Below are 18,185 nucleotides of genomic sequence, written 5' to 3'. Positions count from 1 at the left end.
TTTGTTTGATCCGCTCTGGCAGGCGGGGCTTGAATACCTGTTCACCTGCCTTTCATGGAACGGGCAAGGCAGCTGACAGATTTTTCTCCAGAAGTCTTCAAAGCTCGATAGACGCAAGGTTGACGTCAAATCTTTGACCGTCCCAACCCTTGACTTGTTCAACAAAATCTTCCGGAAGCTCTACATTGTACTTCGCAACATATGTGCTTAAGTCGCTTCCCCAAACCCAGACACCGTCCGTCAGCATAAAAAGTGGACCAATAATTTCGTCTGATAGTGTATCTCTTACGAGGCCGAAGGCAGCCGTACAAAGCTCACCGTTCTCAAGATAAGACACAATCCTTTCTTTCTGGGGGTGTTCTTCATCTCGCACGGCATCAAAGATACTTCCGCTGCCACCGTATGGCGCTTCTTTGAAAAAACAAAGGTCTCGAAGTTTCATAGCCGTTCTACGCTGACCAAGTCCCGAGAATCATTTGGCTATGCCTCAATCATCCAGCCGGAACCTGAGAAAGATCGTTCTTTGCAGGATCGAACGATTGTTGTCTGACACCAGCGTCAGGATCGTTTCGCCCTGCTCGTTCTGGTGCACCGCCAATGCTTCCATATTGTCAATTTGATAATCGAAATCCGCTTCCAGGAGAATTTCACCGTCAAGAACCGCACCCGGCTCCAACGCGTCAGAAGGAAATCGGCGCAGCCTCAGTCCGATCAAGTCGCGAAGATTGAACCTGCGCTCCATCAAAAGAAGATCGCCGTTCGGAAGAAAGGCCGCGTCGGTGGCATCAAAGCGATCCAGACGCTTGATCGTGAAACTTTCCGTCCCTTCCGCTCCGATGATGAACGCGGAAAGGTCATGTGCATCGCTCGGTGCCGTTTCGGCGATCGCGATAAGCTCCCCGGCAAGTCGGTGATCGTCTGGCGCGGCGGCCAGCGATTCCAGCCCGGCATTGCGCGGGAGGGACGTGATCTGGTCCGGTAGCGCGACCTGCCCGATCATGCGCTCGGTGCCCGTCTCGATCGGCCAGGGATAACGATACACGGCATTATACGTTTCAGCGGTCACATAAGTGCCAGACGGCGCGACTGTCAGCGCTTCCGTGTCGTGCCCCCAGCGAACCCGCAATGTCTTGCCGTCGCTGCCCAGGAGAGGCGCAAACCTGACATCGGAGATGTCGAGTGGCTCTCCAGTCTCTGATTGTTCAATCTGTCCGGCAACCCAGTGACCGTTGTCGGTGATTGCGAGGAAGGCATTGCCCTTGTCGAGACTGACGAGTCCTGAAAGTCCGCCGGTCTTGCGGTCCGAGGCAAGCAACTCCAGTCCGCCAAGAAAGGTCAGCTTGCCGAACTTCGTATCGTCATGACCGATCCGGAAGCTTTCAATCTTCTTGGTGCGGCTCTTGACCGGGTGCCCTTTGCTCAACAGATCCTGGGCAACAGAAGGCAATGCGACTGTGCAGGAAGCTGCAGCCATGGCGATCAGGGCGAGAGTTGTCCCAATTTTTCGTCGAAACAATCTCATCGCCCTCCCATGAAACTGTCCTTTTACCGTTGCCCCGCGCGACGGCGTCTGCCGCGCGACTGGAAGGACAGATCGACCTCGTCATCGAAAAGATTGGCAAGCTGGTCGGTCATCGCGCCAGCCAGTTCCTCGGCATCAACGATCGTCACTGCCCGACGATAGTACCGGGTCACGTCGTGGCCGATGCCGATGGCGATCAGCTCGACCGGTGACCTGGTCTCGATTTCCTCGATCACGTAACGCAGGTGGCGTTCCAGATAATTGCCCGGATTAACGGAAAGCGTGGTGTCATCAACCGGCGCACCATCGGAAATCATCATCAGGATCCGGCGCTGTTCCGGACGGGCAAGCAGTCGATCATGTGCCCAAAGGAGCGCTTCGCCGTCGATGTTCTCCTTCAACAGACCTTCGCGCATCATCAGACCGAGATTGCGACGTGCCCGGCGCCACGGCGCATCGGCGGACTTGTAGATGATATGGCGCAAGTCGTTCAGACGCCCGGGCGTCGGCGGTTTTCCGGCTCCGATCCAGCTCTCGCGGGACTGGCCACCCTTCCAGGCTTTGGTCGTAAAGCCCAGAATTTCCACCTTCACGCCGCACCGCTCCAGCGTTCTGGCCAGAATGTCGGCGCAGGTCGCGGCAACCGTGATCGGACGTCCGCGCATCGAGCCGGAATTGTCCAGCAGCAGGGTCACCACCGTGTCGCGGAAATTCGTGTCGCGTTCCTGCTTGAAGGCAAGTGGTGACATTGGATCCGTGACAGCACGGGTCAGGCGTGCGGTATCGAGAAGCCCTTCTTCGAGATCGAAATCCCAGGCCCGGTTCTGCTGCGCCATCAGCTTGCGCTGCAACCGGTTGGCAAGTCTGGCAACCGCCCCCTGAAGATGCGTAAGTTGTTTGTCCAGGAACCCTCTGAGGCGATCCAGCTCAGCCGTATCACACAGTTCCTCGGCCGTAATGGTTTCGTCGAACTGATGCGTGAACACCCGGTAATCGGATTCCGGCCGGTTGGTGAACGGCAGATCCTGCCGGTCGCTCTCGCCCGGTTCCTCGGAATCCTCTGCCAGGTCCTGATCGGCGAAGTCCTCCATGTCAGCTTCGGCAGCTTCCGTTTCGCCGCTGTCTTGCTCTTCGCCGGAAAGTTCCATTTCCTGCGGCGCCGCTTCCTGCTCGCCGCTGTCTTCCTGGTTGTCGTCGCCCGACTCGGCTTCGTCGTTGTTGCCCTGGTCCTCGTTCTGATCCGGATCGGTATCCTGATCCTGATCTCCCAGTTCATCGCCCATATCAAGCGACTTCAGCACATCACGCAGGCGCGCGGCAAACGAGCCCTGATCCTCGACCTCTGCTTCGAGCCTGTCGAGGTCACCACCTGCCTTTTCCTCGATCCAGCCTCGCCACATATCAACGAGGTTCTTCGCGCTTTCCGGCGGCTCTGCTCCCGTAAGGCGCTCACGCACGATCAGCGACAGGGCATCCTGCAGCGGAGCCTCTTCGCGACTGGAAATATCCGGTGCACCGGATTTCCGGAACCGGTCATCCAGCATGATGGCCAGGTTGTCTGCAACACCCTGCATGCGACGGGCGCCGACCGCCTCGCAGCGTGCCTGCTCGACAGCTTCGAAAATGGTCCTGGCGTCCGAACCCTGCGGCATATTCTTGGCGTGGACCGCCTTGTCGTGGCAGGCAATGCGCAATGCCATGGAATCCGACAGACCGCGAGTGACCGCGATCTCGTGCGCATTGACCTTTCGCGTTGGCTCGGGCAAGCGCGCAGACAGGCCCGACAGACCTGGCCGATCGCCGGAGAACACAACCTCCAGCTCCGCTTCACCGGAAATAGCCCGCATGGTTCCGCTCACCGACTGCTTGAACGGCTCGGTGGTCGGGGCGGGCTTGTTGCCCGGAAGAGAATTGCTACCTGGCCTCGGAGCCATGTGCACCTCAGCTCATTACGACGTTGACGGACGACTCCGGCAGATCTTCGCCAAAGCAACGCTGATAGAACTCGGCCACAAGCGACTGTTCCATGTCGTCACACTTGTTCAGGAACGTGAGACGGAACGCAAAGCCGACATCGCCGAAGATTTCCGCGTTTTCCGCCCAGGTAATGACGGTTCTCGGGCTCATGACGGTCGACAGATCGCCATTGATGAAGGCGTTGCGGGTCATGTCAGCCAGGCGCACCATCTTGGAGACGATGTTGCGTCCCTCGTCAGTCTGGAAATGCTTGGCCTTGGACAGAACGATATCAACTTCGTTGTCGTGCGGCAGATAGTTCAGTGTCGTCACGATCGACCAGCGGTCCATCTGGGCCTGGTTGATCTGCTGCGTGCCGTGATAAAGGCCGGACGTATCCCCAAGACCAACGGTGTTGGCTGTGGCGAACAGACGGAAGGCGGCATGCGGACGAATCACCCGGCTCTGGTCGAGCAGGGTCAGACGGCCGGAAGATTCCAGGATACGCTGGATCACGAACATCACGTCCGGACGGCCGGCGTCGTATTCGTCGAACACCAGTGCGACGTTGTGCTGATAGGCCCAGGGCAGAATTCCGTCTCGGAATTCGGTCACCTGCTGACCGTCCTTGAGAACGATCGCATCCTTGCCGACAAGGTCGATACGGGAGATGTGACTGTCCAGGTTCACGCGGATACAGGGCCAGTTGAGCCGGGAAGCAACCTGTTCGATATGGGTCGATTTACCGGTGCCGTGGTAACCCGTCACCATCACGCGGCGGTTATGCGCAAAGCCTGCAAGGATCGCCAGGGTCGTTGCACGGTCAAACAGATAGTCCTCGTCCCGCTCAGGCACGTGCTCGGATGCGGTGGAAAACGCCGGAACCTTCAGGCTGGATTTAAAGCCAAATACTTCTTCTACGGAAATCTCGGTATCCGGCATGGCCATTGCCGCAGTCGTCGTCTCAGTCATCAGTCCTCCGCAGTCCCGGATGTTCGGGAAAGGTAATTTGAGAAAAGCCTGCAAGGCCATGCAAGCTCAAAGGAAACCGGCTTTCTTCAGTACGTTATAGGCCTGAATGATTTCCCGCAGGCGGTCTTCGGAAGACCGGTCACCGCCATTGGCATCCGGATGGTTCAATTTTACAAGCTCTTTATACCGCGCTTTGATTTCATCGCCACGGGCAGTGTATGGCAGATTGAGCACATCCAGCGACCGTTTTTCAAGCGTTAGTAGCTTTCTTTGTCGCGGACGTCGCACCTGCTCGGCTCTGCGCTGTGCGTTTCCGCGCATGCTGGCACGTGCGTCAAAGCCGTCCGGGCCGTCTGCCGCCTGCCGGTTCACGCCCATTTTCCAGGTTGGCCTGTGCCCCGTCAGACTGTCTTTCTGATAGGTGCGAACGTCATCGTCACCCATCCCGATAAAGTAATTGTAGGACTTGTTGTACTCGCGAACGTGGTCGACGCAGAAATTAAAATACTGGCCTTCCCGCTCCCGCCCCTTTGGCGCACGGTGCATTCCAGGTCGCTGACATCCCGGATGGTCGCAGACCGGATGACGGTCCTGCGCCACCCGCTCCTTGTCCGGCTTGACCCGGATACTGTCGAAGAGTTTTGAATCCAGTTTCATGCGGTCGAATATCGAATTCTATCAGGTTGCGGACAAGCCGCAGGGCGTTGCATTTATCCGGTGTCCAGAGCTATTTTGCGAACCCTGATTCCCCCGGAACTCGAACAGCCAGCAACTGTATCAGTCACGGTCGGGCCAGCAAAGACTTGAACTTTGAAAACACCGGTTCCACGTTAAAAAAATGAACACGAAACAGATCATCACCGACAAACTGACGACAGCCTTCTCACCCGTTTTTCTGAATGTCATCGACGAGTCGGAAAAACACAGGGGCCATGGCGGCTGGCGCGAGGGCGGTGAAACCCACTTCCGGGTACAAATTGCCGCAGCCGCCTTCGAAGGTATGAACCGAGTGGCCCGGCACAGGGCCATCAACGACCTGCTTGCAGACGAAATCGCCGGCGGCATTCACGCACTCGCGCTGGAGATCCGCTCCGACAGCGAACCGGACCCGCGCGCGGCCCGTGTCGCTGACTGATTGCGCTTTGTTATGCCGGTGAGTTCTGTGCGGTGACGCGCGGAGGTTCGCCGGCCGACAATGTGCGCGCCTGCCCCAAGGGCATGATGCGCAAACGGGTTATGCGGTTCTTTTCCCGGCGCAGGACCGTAAACCGGAAGCCGTGGAAGGTGAAGATCTGCCGCTCTTCCGGGATCATTCGCGCTTCATGAATGACAAGGCCGGCAATCGTCGTAGCCTCGTCATCCGGAAGGCTCCAGTCCGCTGCACGGTTCAGGTCCCGGATCGGCACCGAGCCGTCGACAATCACGGACCCGTCCGCCTGCGGACGCAGACCTTCCAGCTCCAGATCGTGCTCATCGGCAATCTCGCCGACGATTTCTTCCAGAATATCCTCCAGCGTGACAAGCCCCATCACTTCACCATACTCGTCGACAACGAGCGCAAAGTGGGACTTGTGCCGCAAAAATGCATTCAGCTGATCCTGCAAGCTGGTCGTATCCGGTACGAACCATGCTGGGGCGGCAATATCCAGAATGTTGACCTTGTCCTGATCCCCTCCAACCGCATGCAGAGCGCGCAGCAGATCCTTTGCGTGCAGCACGCCGACGAAATTGTCGCTCTCACCGCGCCAGAGCGGCAATCGCGTATAAGGAGACGCCAGCGCGGCATTGACCAGCTTGGACGGCTCTTCGTCGGCGTTGAGGGCTTGCATGTTGGTCCGGTGCACCATCACGTCGGACACTTCCAGCTCGGCCAGATCCAGCAGGCCACCAAGCCGGTCGCGCTCACCTTTTTCCAGCCCGCCCTCGATATGCTGCAGATCCACCGCGCCGCGCAACTCGTCGTGCGCCGACAGGATCGAGGCATCATCGCCGATCTTGACGCCGACCAGCCGCAGAAGGTGTCGTACGATCCATTCCACGCCAACGACAACCGGGCCGAAGACGGCCACGACAATGCGCACAATCGGTGAAACCGCGAGCGCGAAACGCTCCGGATTGGTGATCGCCCAGGTTTTCGGCAGAACTTCCGCAAAGATCAAAACCAAGGCCGTCATGACCAGGGTGGCAAGTGCAACGCCCGCTTCGCCGAAAAGCGTCAGGAACACGCTCGTCGCCAGAGCCGAGGCCAGAATGTTGACCAGATTGTTGCCCAGGAGAAGAGCGCCGATCAGCCGTTCGCGCGAAGCAATCAAACGGCTGGCAACACGTGCCCTCCAGTCTCCTGTCTTTTCCAGCTGGTGCATGCGCGCCCGCGACGCCGCGGTCAGCGCCGTTTCCGAACCGGAAAAGAAGCCTGAGAGGAACAAAAGCACAAATATGGCGGCAACCGCCAGCCAGAGAGCCGTTTCCGTCATGCCTGGAGTTTCTCCTTGAGGAAGTCCGAAACCTGAACAGGGTCGACACCCTTTTCAACAAAGGCTTCGCCGATGCCCCGGGTCAGAATGAAGGTCAGGGCACCACGGCTAACCTTCTTGTCCTGGGCGATGATGTCCATGAAAGTCTCGGCCGTGGGCAACTGGCCAGGTATCTCCTGGATCCGGACCGGTAATCCGACGTCGGTCAGATGCTTGTGCACCCGGGAGACCGTGTCTTCTCCGACGAGACCGAGCCGCTCTGAAAACTCGTGTGCCAGCATCATGCCGATCGAAACGCCTTCCCCGTGAACGAGACGCTGGGTTTCATAGGAAACAGCAGCTTCCAACGCGTGCCCGAACGTATGACCGAGATTAAGCAACGCCCTGCGACCGGCTTCAAACTCATCGGCTGCAACAATGTCCGCCTTTGCCTGACATGACCGTGCCACGGCCTCGTCCCGTTCTGCACCGCCGGCGAACACGGCTTTCCAGTTTGCTTCAAGCCAGGAGAAAAACTCCGCATCGCCCAGCAGACCATACTTGGCGACCTCGGCGTAGCCGGCGCGGAAGTCGCGCAAAGGGAGCGTGTCGAGAACAGCCGTGTCGGCCAGCACCAGTGCAGGCTGGTAAAAAGCGCCGATCAGGTTCTTGCCGTGACGGGCGTTGATCCCGGTCTTGCCGCCCACGGAACTGTCGACCTGCGCAAGCAAAGTGGTGGGCACCTGGACAAATGCCATGCCCCTGCGGACCGCAGATGCCACAAAACCGGTCAGGTCTCCGACAACGCCACCGCCAAGCGCCACAACCGCATCGCCGCGTTCCAGGCGCGCATCCAGGACTTCGTCGCACAGACGCTCGAATTCACGGAAACACTTTGTGCTTTCGCCAGCTGGGACCGTAAGAACTGTGTGGTCAATACCAGCTTCTGTCAGGCTATCGGTAAAAGCATCAAGATGGAGCCCCGCAACGGTCTGATCCGAAACCACGGCAACACGCGCACCGGGAAGAACAGATGCTATCTCCGCCCCGGCATTTGCAATCACTCCCCGGCCAATCTTGATGTCATAGCTGCGCGCACCGAGATCGACCCGGACCTTTTGCTCTTCTGCGGCGGCTTCTGCAACGATCGTATCTGCCATGTTGTCACGCTTCTTGAAATCAGGAACTTTGGGTTTGCGAGGCACCGGTGCCTTCGTCTTGGAAAAGAAAATCAGCCAGTGTGACGACAATCTGATCGACCACCGACTCGTGCGGCACGTCTTTCGACGTAACCGTCAGAGCCGCCTGGGCATATATAGGCTCGCGCTCGGCCATCAGCTTTTTCATCGTCCCTTCCGGATCGGGGTTTTGCAGCAATGGCCTCGTCGACCGCCGGCGCACACGCGCCATGACGGTGTCGAAATCCACCTTGAGCCAGAGGGACACTCCGTGCTCGCCAATCTCGTTACGGGTCGCCTCACTCATGAATGCGCCGCCGCCGGTCGCCAGAACCTGAGGCCCCTCACTCAACAACCTGGCAATGACACGCTCCTCGCCGCTGCGGAAATAGGGTTCTCCGTGCTCGGCGAAAATCTCCGACACAGTCATGTTGGCTGCGCGCTCAATTTCGGAATCGGCATCGATAAATTCAAGCCCAAGACGTTGAGCTAACCGCTTGCCAACCGTCGACTTGCCGCATCCCATGATTCCGACAAGGACGATCGACCGTGACCCGAGAGCATCAACCAAACGAGTGAGATCGACAGTTCTGGCCTTTGCAGCAAGGGCGTCCACTTCGTGGTTCTGCGTTTTGTCGTTTTCTGTCATGGCGGCGTTGTAGCATATTCGCCGGAAAAGGCACGGGGGAACGAGCAGCGACAACAAGATCCTTTATCTTGCACCCTCCTCAGCTTGTTGAAACAATCCGAAATCCGATTCGCCGTCTGGAGACTTTCCGTGCCGACCCTGACCCGCCTGATACTTGTGCTACTGCTGCTGGGCGCACTCGGCTATGGCGCGATCTATTCGCTGGCGAATTTTGTCGAACCACGCGAACGGGAAATCACCGTGCGGGTAAAGAAAGACGGCTTCGGCCGCTAGAGCGTTTCATGGCAACCGGCTTTGACCTGGAAAACTTTCTGGAGATGCTCGCAGCCGAGCGCGGCGCTGCCGAAAACACTCTTGCGAGCTACCGCAGGGACCTGGAAGATTTCTCCGGCTTTCTCGGCAAGAAGCAGCTTTCTGCCGCCGCTTCGGAAGATGTATCGGCTTACCTGAGCGACCTGACACGCCGCGGGTTTGCCGAAACTTCACAAGCCAGGCGTCTGTCGGCCATCAAACAGTTTTACAAGTTCCTCTATTCGGAAGGCAGCCGCGAGGACGATCCGACCCGCACCCTTTCCGCCCCAAAGAAACGGGCCAGCCTGCCCAAGGTTCTTTCAGTCGATGACGTCGACACATTGATAGAAACTGCAAGAGCACAAACGCTGAAAACCCAGAAGACTGCAGCAACCCGCCTTCGGGTCCAGCGGATGTACACACTTATCGAAGTGCTCTACGCGACCGGCCTGAGGGTTTCCGAACTTGTCGCCCTGCCGGTAACCGCAGCCCTGCGCGATGCCAGGCTGATCGAAATCAAGGGAAAGGGTGGGAAGGAACGCCTCGTGCCGTTATCCCACGCAGCTCAGACCGCGATGAAAGACTATGTCGGCCTGCGGTCGGCCGAAGGCGCCTATGAGAAGAGCCCCTGGCTTTTCCCCTCTCATGGGGACAGCGGACATTTGACCCGGCAGCACTTTGCGCGGGAACTGAAAGACCTTGCGCGGACCGCCGGTCTCGATGCCGCGAAAGTATCGCCCCATGTTCTGCGTCACGCCTTTGCCTCGCATCTTCTCCAGAACGGAGCTGATCTTCGCGTGGTACAGCAGCTTCTGGGTCATGCGGATATATCGACAACGCAAATCTACACCCATGTTCTGGATGAGCGCCTGCGTGAGCTGGTGGAAAGCGCGCATCCACTGGCAAACAAGTAAAACCTCCACTCTATTGCGCTGCAGCAATCTGCCTCCTAAACTCCGCTGCCTTAAAAATTTGCACCGGAATTCATCCATGTTGCCGTCCACCAGCGACTACGACACGTTAACTGCCAAATTCAACTGGTCCCTTCCCGATGCTTTCAACATGGCCGGGGCTGTCAGTGACCGTTGGGCGGCACAGGATCCGGACCGCCTGGCCATTCGCCACATACTTGCAGATGGCCCACATGAAGACTGGAGCCATCGTTCGCTCAATCAGGCAGCCAACCGGTTCGCCAACGCGCTTTCGGCTGCCGGAGTTCAGCGCGGCGACAGGATCGCGCTGCTCCTGCCGCAAATACCACAGACCGCGATTGCTCATATCGCTGCTTACAAGCTGGGCGCCATCGCCGTTCCATTGGCAGCCCTTTTCGGTCTTGAGGCACTGCGATACCGGTTGACGGATTCCGGAGCAAAGGTACTCGTCACGGACGATGCAGGTCTGGCAAAACTCAGCGAAATCCGGGATGATCTGGAGGGCTTGCAGCTCGTCGTTTCGATTGAGAGCCGGGCAGGAGGCGCCTTGTCCTTCGAAGAGCTTCTTTCTGGTGCCTCAGACGAATTTCAAACCCTCAAGACAACGCCCGATGATCCTGCCCTGATGATCTACACATCTGGTACAACAGGTCAGCCCAAGGGCGTTTTGCACGGACACCGCGTTCTGCTTGGACATATGCCGGGCATTGAGCTTTCGCAGAATTTTCTTGGTCGCGATGGCGATCTCCTTTGGACGCCTGCGGACTGGGCCTGGGCCGGCGGACTTTTGAACGCGCTCTTTCCGTCACTTTCGCTCGGCGTACCCGTGCTTTCCTATGCCTCGAAAAAGTTCGATCCTGAATTTGCCTTTCACCTCCTTGAGAAACAGGCAGTCCGCAATGCCTTCATTCCACCGACAGCACTGAAAATGCTGCGCACGGTCGAGCGTCCCGGCAGCCGTTACAATCTGAACTGGCGCAGCGTCGGATCGGCCGGAGAATCGCTTGGACGGGAAACCTATGACTGGTTCGCCGAAGAATTTGGGTTCGCGGTCAACGAGTTCTACGGCCAGACTGAGTGCAACGCCGTGCTCGGTTCCTCTGCGGAAATCGGCGTGACCCGCTCCGGTGCAATCGGCAAGGCAACGCCCGGCCACGAGGTGGCCATTCTTGACGAAACTGGCATTCCGCTACCACCGGAAACACTCGGGCAGATTGCCATCAAGCGGCCCGATCCGGTCATGTTTCTGCATTACTGGAACAAGCCGGACGCGACCCGGGACAAATTTATCGGTGACTGGATGATCACCGGCGATCAGGGGCTTATGGACGAGGATGGTTACGTGCACTTTGTTGGTCGTGACGATGACATCATCACGTCGGCCAGCTACCGCATAGGCCCCGGTGAAATCGAAGACTGCCTGATCAAGCATCCGGCCATCGCCCTTGCTGCCGCTGTCGGCAAACCCGATCCCTTGCGCACGGAGATCGTCAAGGCCTATGTGGTGCTGAAAGAGGATCAGCAGGCTGACAAAGTTTTGGAGGACAGCATCCGAAGCTTCGTTCGCGAGCGGCTATCGGCGCACGAATATCCTCGCGAAATCGAGTTTGTCGACGCTCTTCCGATGACCACCACCGGCAAGGTGATCCGCCGCAAGCTCCGCGAGCAAGCGAAAACTGACCATGGCGTTTCGTGAAATGCCTTGGCGGATCTGCTCAGGCTGACAGGCGCTGCTTGATCAACCGTGCACGACGGCGAAGGTCTTCCTTTGCTGCAATATCCGCACTGCACAGCTTTTGCAGCGCTCCGCCAAGCGTTCCATCCGCCATCAGCAAGGTTCCGGTTTCAAGACGTCCTTTCCACAGTGGCTCGATCATCGCGTGTCCCGGAATGGCAAGGGAATCGGCAAACCTGAAGCCCGGCATTTCAAGGTTCTGTCGAAATGCCTGCATGGCGATCTGGACACCGGGGGAATATCGGGAGAAGGCCTCGTCATAGGCAATTTTCCAGGAGAACGAGTTGCCGCGCTGCTGGATCATGACAATGGACGCAACCAACCTGTCTCCCGACCAGAGCTGGTCCAGTCTCACATTGTTTGACGCCGCCAGACCGGCAATTGCCTTTCGGGCAAACGCCGCAGTGGAGTCCTGATTTACAAGGGCAGTGCCGACACGGCCTTTCCATCCTGTCGCTTCCAGCTGCAAGAACGCTTCGAACCCTTCAATCACATCAAGGCCCGACAGGTGTTCAAATTTCACCTGATCATCGTCGCCAAGCCTGCGCAACAACCGTCGAAGCTCCTTCCGTCGCTTTCCCTTGAAAGCCGATGCGAATTGCGCCTGCCCTTCGGCACCGCCCCAATGACAGGCGCGCTCCGTTTTCACGGTCACGGCACAGTGTATTCCACTGACAGACTGCATCCGCCGCGCCGTTTCTGAAGACAATGGCAGGAATGGAACCGTCAGCACATTCTGCCAGCCTGAGGCTTTACGGAAAAAGGTACTGACAACATTCTCCTGCGCTTCGGGGTGAAGCAAAGGTGTTCCCAGAGGAGCATAGTCGGTTGCAAGGCTTGAATTGACCGGCAGCAGAATTCCCGGTCGATGACGGCGGATCGGTGCGGCCATCAGCCAGTCGCCTGTTGCCTGGTCTTTCACCACGATCAACCGGGCCGCATATCCAGGCATATGCTCCAGAAATGCGCGCAGGAAGGCTGGACCGTAAAATGGATTCGGGTCCAGTGCCGCCTCGCTCAGTTTCTGCCAGGCATCGACCGACACCTGATCACTCAACGGATCCAGGGAGAGGACCTCAAGCGTCGAAGCGGTCTTGGTTTCAATGGTCAACCTGAGGGTCCCTGGGTGAAAAAAGCAATGACAAAACAAATGTTGTGACATTGAGCTTTCGTTTGGCGGCAAGAGCAAGCGCTGCCGCTTCAAAAATAATTGCGATGCTGGTCGCAATCGCTGCTCCCATGAGCCCCATAGCCGGAATCAACAACAGGTTCAGCAGAACGTTGACCGCAAAGGTCGCCGCATAGATGCCGGCGCAGGTCTTCTGATGCCCTGTCATGCTCAAAAGCGCATCGGCTGGTCCGACGGAGGCCCGCGCGAGAACGCCGACCATCAGGACGGCTATCAATTGATAGCCGCTCTCGAAGTCCGACCCGAAGAGTCGCAGAAGCAGGGGAGCAACCAGAAGAAGGCCAGCTCCGGCTGCCAATGACGGCCAGAAAGTCCAGTGAGTTGCCTGCCTGGTATAGGCAGACAGACCCTTTGCATCGTTGTTATGCGTAAAGCTTGAGAAACGATGGGCAGAGGCTGCTCGAACGGCAAAATAGACAAAGTGAACCAGGGCAAGTGTGCGCGATGCCGCGAAATAGATCGCGACCTCGTCCGGGCTCTGAAAGAAACTGATCATGATCACGTCCGCACTCGTGATCAGCTGAATGAACCCGTCCACCATCAACAGTGGCAGAGAGACAGCCAGCCAGGTTTTCAGCTCGATCCTTGTCGATCCGGAAGGCACCCTTTGTACCAGGCGTTTGCCAAGATGAAGATACTGGTAGAGCACGGTTGAGATCGTTGCCACAACGGCGACTACGACCGTCAGCTCGGCTGTTGCCGGGTAGCCTGCCAAGACCAGACAAACCAGGAGCGCCAGAATTGCCATGGGTCGCCAGATGAAATTCGGCAACATGGCAATGAAGGGCCAGTCGTAGCTTCGTGCGATGCCATCCTGAACCAGGCCGACAGCAAAGACGGGAAGAACCAGCAGGACGATCATCAGCGGCTGGACATAATAGTGTTCAATAACCGGCTGCAACAGGTAGATCAGGCCAATCCCGAGCGCCGCGATCACGGCTCCGAAAAGAAAAGCTGCCTGTCGGCTTGTCCGCAGGAAGCCTCGCAGTCCGTCGAGATCTCGCATTTCCCTGTATTGCGGCAGAAACCGTCCGGCTGATGTCGAAAAGCCTCCGCAGGCGATCACACCGAGCACAATGACAACCGTCCAGGCAACAGAATAAATGCCGTAATCATGCGCTCCCATCAGGCGCGCCAGAATGACTTGCGAAAGATAAGCAAGGCCGGCTCCGGCAACCCGAACCGCAAAACTCGATACGGCCATTCGGCCGGCCGCTTTCCCATCCGCGCTTGATCCACTCAAACGCTTTGCCAGTATGTCAGCGCCTGGAAGGCGCTTCATCCAGGAAATGGCGGTAAAACGCACGTCGGGGTCCCTTGCAGTTGCCATAAGGCACTTGTGCCACGAGGGACTTAATATTCTATGCCAAACCCCTCCCACCGGATCGGTAAAGGAGGACAGGACCCAAATGCTATGACAGGGTCATCACCGGCGTTCCACTGACCGGGTCCGGATAGACATGCGCGTCAATTCCATAGACCTGGTTCAAGAGTACAGGGGAAATCACCTGTGATGGCTCGCCTTCTTCGACAATGGCCCCATTCTTCATGACAACGAGCACATCGGCGTAACGCGCGGCCTGCGCGATATCATGCAGGACGACAACACAGGTGCGGCCGGACTGCGTCAGCGCCTTGAGGAGCTCCAGAATGTCAAACTGATAGCGCACGTCCAGAAAGGACGTCGGCTCGTCCAGCAAAATGTAAGGCGTGTCCTGAGCCAATCCCATGGCGATGAAGGCTCGCTGTCGTTGACCGCCGGAAAGATCTGAAAGATGCCGCTCTCGCAGGTCGTAAATGTCGGCAGTGTGCATCGCCTCGGCAACAATCGCCTTGTCCTTTGAACTGCGCATGCCCAGCATGTTCTGGTGCGGTGCACGGCCATAGTGAACCAGTTGTTCAACGGAAATGGACGGCGGTACGACGGGGTTTTGTGGCAGTACCGTTACTTCCCGCGCCAGTTTGCGACGACGGGTGGTCACGAGGTCATGGCCCGCAACGCTTACGCTGCCGCCTTTCAGCGGCAACACACCCGCAACAAGTCCCAACAGTGTGGATTTGCCACATCCGTTTGGTCCGATCAGCGCCGTCAGCTTGCCTTTTGCCAAGGTAATGTCGACAGGGCCCAGTTTGAACGTTCCCTGACCGCCGGTCAGGTTCTTCACTTCAATGCTCATACACGCGCGGCCCTTCCCGCCCTGATCATGACATAGATGAAAAACGGTGCCCCGAGCATGGCCGTCAGCACACCTGCAGAGACTTCCACGGGCGGTGCAATCGCGCGCCCAACGGCATCGGCCAGCACCACAAGCCACATGCCCACAAGCATGGCACACGGCATCATCGCCTTGTGGGAACCACCCACAAGGGTTCGCGCGATATGAGGAGCCATCAGTCCAACGAAGCCCAACACGCCGACAACGCTCACGGAAAGCGCCGCCAGAAGCACCGCGTTGCTCAGAAGGACCAGTCGCGCAACGCGCACACGGAGCCCAAGTCCTGTTGCCGTCGTTTCCCCCAGCCGTATCAGGTCGAGCCAGTAGCTGAACAACATTGCGAGCACGGCCAGCATGGCAAGCCAGGGCCAGACAAGGCCGAGATGCGTCCAGCCTCTTGCCCAAAGTGATCCCGTCAGCCAGATGAGCGGGGCAGAAAACTGCGCATCGGAAGAAGTCACCAGAATGAAATCGACTCCTGCATCAAACACAAAGCCGACCGCGATCCCGACCAGGGCAAGACGCACCGGTGACGCACCACGCAGGTCGGCCCCAAGGTAGATCACAAGCGCCGCAACAATCCCGCCGACTACGGCGGCAACAGGAAGCCAGGCAAGCGAAATGCCTGGCAGAACCAGAACCATGAGACACACGCCAAGGGCGGCACCGGAGTTGATCCCGATGATCTTCGGGCTTGCCAGAGGGTTGCGCAGAAGAGCCTGGACAATTGCGCCGGAAAGAGCCAGCGAGCCACCCGTCAGCATCGCCAGCAGTGTGCGCGGCAAGCGCGATTTCAGGATGATGAACTCCTGTTTCGGTCCTTCCAGGTCAAACAGGGTGTTCGCAATGACCTGCCAGGAAATCGGAACCGCACCTGCCGAAAGCGACCAGATGGCGGAGAGGATTAGCCCCACGACAAGAAAGACAAAAAGAACAGGCTGGCGCATTAGTCCAGTCCCCTGGCAAACAGCGTCTGGTAAAGGAAATACGGAGCCCCGATCAGCGCCACGACCACGCCGACCGGCGTTTCGATCGGCGCAGTCAGCCACTTGGAGACAGCGTCCGCCGCCATCATCAGTGCAGCTCCAGCCAAGGCCGTTGCCGGAACCAGAAGCCGGTGATCCGACCCGAGAAGCAATCGACAGACATGCGGCACGACTAGGCCGGTAAACGCAATCGGTCCTGCAACGGCAACGGCCGTTCCCGTCAGGCATGCTGCCACGATGGCACCGGCAAGCAGCGTAAAGCGCGGATCGGCACCCAGTCCTGTGGCTTGAGCTTCACCCAGCGCCATCAGATTGAGCCTGTGCGCAAGAAGAGCGGTCGCAATCAATCCGCCGGCGCTCCATCCCGCGATGGACCGAACTTCGTTCAAGCGTACATCGGTGATGTTGCCAACCGTCCAGCGCAATACCTGCCGGGCCAAATCATCTTCCAATGTGAAAGTGAAACGAACCAGAGCATAGGCAAAGGCACCAACAGCAACCCCACCCAGAACGAGACGCAAACTGTCAAGACGCCCGCCGAAACCACCGGCAATCCCGAAACTGATCAGACCGGCAAGAAAAGCACCGGCAATCGACAGGGCCTTCAGATCGAGGAACGCCCCGAGGGCCGGGAAAACAAGACCCAGAGCAAGCCCCAGGGCCGCCCCCTGATTGATGCCCAGTATCGCGGGAGAAGCCAGTGGGTTTCGGGTAATGGCTTGCAGGATCAGGCCGGCAAGTCCCAGATTCACGCCAAGGCACAGGGCGACAAGTGTACGTGGCGCTCGGATGTCCTGCATTACGGCAGCACCTGTACCGCCGTCCTCAAACAGACCCAAGAGGCCGACATCCGACCGCCCGCCTGTCGAGAGCGACGCATAGGCACTGACACAGCAGGCCAGAAAGAGAAGCGGCAAAAAGATGCCGCCTCCCGAATTGCGTGCCAGACCTTCGCTCGTCATTTCTTGGCTGACGTCTCGGAAATGATTTCAAGCAGGTCCTGCGCAGTCAGTTCCGCCGCCAGAAGCCCCCGCAAACGCGACCAGTTATGCGCGGTGACATAAAAGACATTGTCATTCTTGACCGCGGCCAAACCCTCATAAAGGGTTTCTCCAGCCCAACCGTCCGTAAAGGCCGGATCAACGTATTTACCCAGGATAAGTATATCCGGATTGACGACCGACAGTTGCTCCAGAGTGGTCGGAACGTAATTCGTTTCGTAGACCTCACCCTCTGATGGCGTCATGGTGGACGAAAAGCCAAACATCTTCAGCAGAGACCCGTTGTAGGAGACCGGGCTGTGAAGCCACAGGCCCTTGGCATTGGCAACGCCGAATTGCGCGCTGACGCCTTCGCTCACCTTGCTTATCTCCTGGGCGTACCCGGCCATTTTTTCCTTGTGCTCAGCAACCCGCTGCGCTGCCTCGCCCGGCTGTCCCAAAGCCGCGCCGATCACCGACATCTGGTCGACCGCGGCGTGGTAGTCACCGCCCAGGCTGTCGAGCACAATAGTCGGCGCGATTTGCGAAAGCGTATCGTAAGCAGCTTCGTGTCTGGTCTTGTCGGCGATGATCAGATCGGGCTGAAGCGATGCGATGACTTCGAGGCTCGGCGTCTTGCGAGTCCCGACCGACTTCCAGTTTTCGCCGAAGATGGTCGCATATGCCGGAATGATATTTTCGCGCTTGTTGTCATCGGCGATACCGACGGGAACTACGCCCAGCGCCGCAAGCGCATCAACAAAGCTGAACTCGAGCACGACCACCCTTTGCGGCATGTCCGGTACTGTGGTCGTTCCCAACTCATGCTTGATGTCGGCGGCCAGTGCCGACAAAGGGTTCAACGCGAGCAAGGACGCCGCGAAGGAAAGAAAAAAACGTCTGCAAATCATCAAAGCCACCCGTTTCCCGATAGGCCCGGACCTCCAAAATCGATCATTTTCGATGATAAATCCGGGCGAGACCCCGAACGTTTCCAGCAGAACTTGAGCTGCTGAACCGTTCTCGAAACTGGCTTTCCGGCTCGCGAACTGTCTGCGGGACAGTCGACATCAACGAGCCGAATGGCTGTGGGCAGCGGTATTATTTATGAGCAACAGTGTCAAGT

The 18,185-nt window shown here is 58.0% G+C and carries 18 protein-coding genes; 4 read left to right on the top strand and 14 right to left on the bottom strand.

Annotation, left to right across the window (positions count from 1 at the left end):
* Nucleotides 1-97: 97 nt before the first annotated feature.
* The 5 genes from ABLO27_RS25335 to ABLO27_RS25315 form a co-directional block, all read right to left on the bottom strand.
* Entirely contained in the window at nt 98-442 is a 345-nt protein-coding gene (locus tag ABLO27_RS25335) for a hypothetical protein (protein WP_353036879.1), read from the bottom strand.
* A gap of 45 nt (nt 443-487) precedes the next feature.
* Entirely contained in the window at nt 488-1,522 is a 1,035-nt protein-coding gene (locus ABLO27_RS25330) for an esterase-like activity of phytase family protein (protein WP_417714847.1), read from the bottom strand.
* Nucleotides 1,523-1,545: 23 nt separating this feature from the next.
* Entirely contained in the window at nt 1,546-3,456 is a 1,911-nt protein-coding gene (gene cobT / locus ABLO27_RS25325) for a cobaltochelatase subunit CobT (RefSeq protein ID WP_353036877.1), read from the bottom strand.
* A 7-nt stretch (nt 3,457-3,463) separates the two neighbouring features.
* Entirely contained in the window at nt 3,464-4,450 is a 987-nt protein-coding gene (gene cobS / locus ABLO27_RS25320; protein WP_352947288.1) for a cobaltochelatase subunit CobS, read from the bottom strand.
* A gap of 66 nt (nt 4,451-4,516) precedes the next feature.
* Nucleotides 4,517-5,107 carry a DnaJ domain-containing protein gene (locus ABLO27_RS25315; protein ID WP_353036876.1) on the bottom strand — a complete coding sequence of 197 codons (591 nt, stop codon included), beginning with the start codon at nt 5,105-5,107 and terminating at the stop codon, nt 4,517-4,519.
* Nucleotides 5,108-5,288: 181 nt separating this feature from the next.
* On the opposite strand from ABLO27_RS25315, the gene ABLO27_RS25310 reads away from it, so the two are divergent.
* Nucleotides 5,289-5,585, top strand: a complete 297-nt coding sequence (locus tag ABLO27_RS25310; protein WP_353036875.1) for a BolA family protein — start codon at nt 5,289-5,291, stop codon at nt 5,583-5,585.
* 10 nt (nt 5,586-5,595) lie between these two features.
* On the opposite strand, the gene ABLO27_RS25305 is transcribed toward ABLO27_RS25310, so the two are convergent.
* From ABLO27_RS25305 to ABLO27_RS25295, 3 genes are read right to left on the bottom strand one after another with little or no spacing between them, the layout of a single operon-like run.
* Entirely contained in the window at nt 5,596-6,924 is a 1,329-nt protein-coding gene (locus ABLO27_RS25305) for an HlyC/CorC family transporter (protein WP_353036874.1), read from the bottom strand.
* A complete protein-coding gene (aroB, locus tag ABLO27_RS25300; RefSeq protein WP_353036873.1) occupies nt 6,921-8,063 on the bottom strand; it encodes a 3-dehydroquinate synthase in 1,143 nt (380 codons plus the stop codon). The genes ABLO27_RS25305 and aroB overlap by 4 nt, the downstream gene beginning before the upstream one ends.
* A gap of 19 nt (nt 8,064-8,082) precedes the next feature.
* The gene (locus ABLO27_RS25295; RefSeq protein WP_353036872.1) at nt 8,083-8,730 is read right to left on the bottom strand and encodes a shikimate kinase; all 648 of its coding nucleotides are present in this window, start codon (nt 8,728-8,730) and stop codon (nt 8,083-8,085) included.
* Nucleotides 8,731-8,859: 129 nt separating this feature from the next.
* Between ABLO27_RS25295 and ABLO27_RS25290 the strand changes: the two genes are divergently transcribed.
* The 3 genes from ABLO27_RS25290 (at nt 8,860) to ABLO27_RS25280 (ending at nt 11,649) form a co-directional block, all read left to right on the top strand.
* Entirely contained in the window at nt 8,860-9,003 is a 144-nt protein-coding gene (locus ABLO27_RS25290; RefSeq protein ID WP_352947300.1) for a hypothetical protein, read from the top strand.
* 8 nt (nt 9,004-9,011) lie between these two features.
* A complete protein-coding gene (gene xerD / locus ABLO27_RS25285) occupies nt 9,012-9,935 on the top strand; it encodes a site-specific tyrosine recombinase XerD (protein WP_353036871.1) in 924 nt (307 codons plus the stop codon).
* A gap of 76 nt (nt 9,936-10,011) precedes the next feature.
* On the top strand, nt 10,012-11,649 hold the full coding sequence (locus ABLO27_RS25280; protein ID WP_353036870.1) for an AMP-binding protein: 1,638 nt from the start codon (nt 10,012-10,014) through the stop codon (nt 11,647-11,649).
* A 19-nt stretch (nt 11,650-11,668) separates the two neighbouring features.
* Here the strand turns inward: ABLO27_RS25280 and ABLO27_RS25275 are convergent, their stop codons facing one another.
* The 6 genes from ABLO27_RS25275 to ABLO27_RS25250 form a co-directional block, all read right to left on the bottom strand.
* Entirely contained in the window at nt 11,669-12,799 is a 1,131-nt protein-coding gene (locus ABLO27_RS25275) for a GNAT family N-acetyltransferase (protein ID WP_353036869.1), read from the bottom strand.
* Nucleotides 12,789-14,183, bottom strand: a complete 1,395-nt coding sequence (locus ABLO27_RS25270) for a lipopolysaccharide biosynthesis protein (protein WP_353036868.1) — start codon at nt 14,181-14,183, stop codon at nt 12,789-12,791. The genes ABLO27_RS25275 and ABLO27_RS25270 overlap by 11 nt, the downstream gene beginning before the upstream one ends.
* 106 nt (nt 14,184-14,289) lie before the next feature.
* Nucleotides 14,290-15,054 (bottom strand): ABC transporter ATP-binding protein, encoded by a 765-nt coding sequence (locus ABLO27_RS25265; protein ID WP_353036867.1) that lies wholly within the window; start codon nt 15,052-15,054, stop codon nt 14,290-14,292.
* Entirely contained in the window at nt 15,051-16,040 is a 990-nt protein-coding gene (locus ABLO27_RS25260; RefSeq protein WP_353036866.1) for a FecCD family ABC transporter permease, read from the bottom strand. Before ABLO27_RS25260 ends, ABLO27_RS25265 begins: the two co-directional genes overlap by 4 nt.
* Nucleotides 16,040-17,041, bottom strand: a complete 1,002-nt coding sequence (locus ABLO27_RS25255; protein ID WP_353036865.1) for a FecCD family ABC transporter permease — start codon at nt 17,039-17,041, stop codon at nt 16,040-16,042. The genes ABLO27_RS25260 and ABLO27_RS25255 overlap by 1 nt, the downstream gene beginning before the upstream one ends.
* Nucleotides 17,038-17,970, bottom strand: a complete 933-nt coding sequence (locus tag ABLO27_RS25250; protein ID WP_353036864.1) for an ABC transporter substrate-binding protein — start codon at nt 17,968-17,970, stop codon at nt 17,038-17,040. The genes ABLO27_RS25255 and ABLO27_RS25250 overlap by 4 nt, the downstream gene beginning before the upstream one ends.
* Nucleotides 17,971-18,185 lie beyond the last annotated feature (215 nt).

Origin of the sequence: Roseibium sp. SCP15, from assembly GCF_040329435.1 — a bacterium.
Classification (GTDB): Bacteria; Pseudomonadota; Alphaproteobacteria; order Rhizobiales; family Stappiaceae; genus Roseibium.
This window is presented reverse-complemented; position numbering and strand designations above follow the sequence as displayed.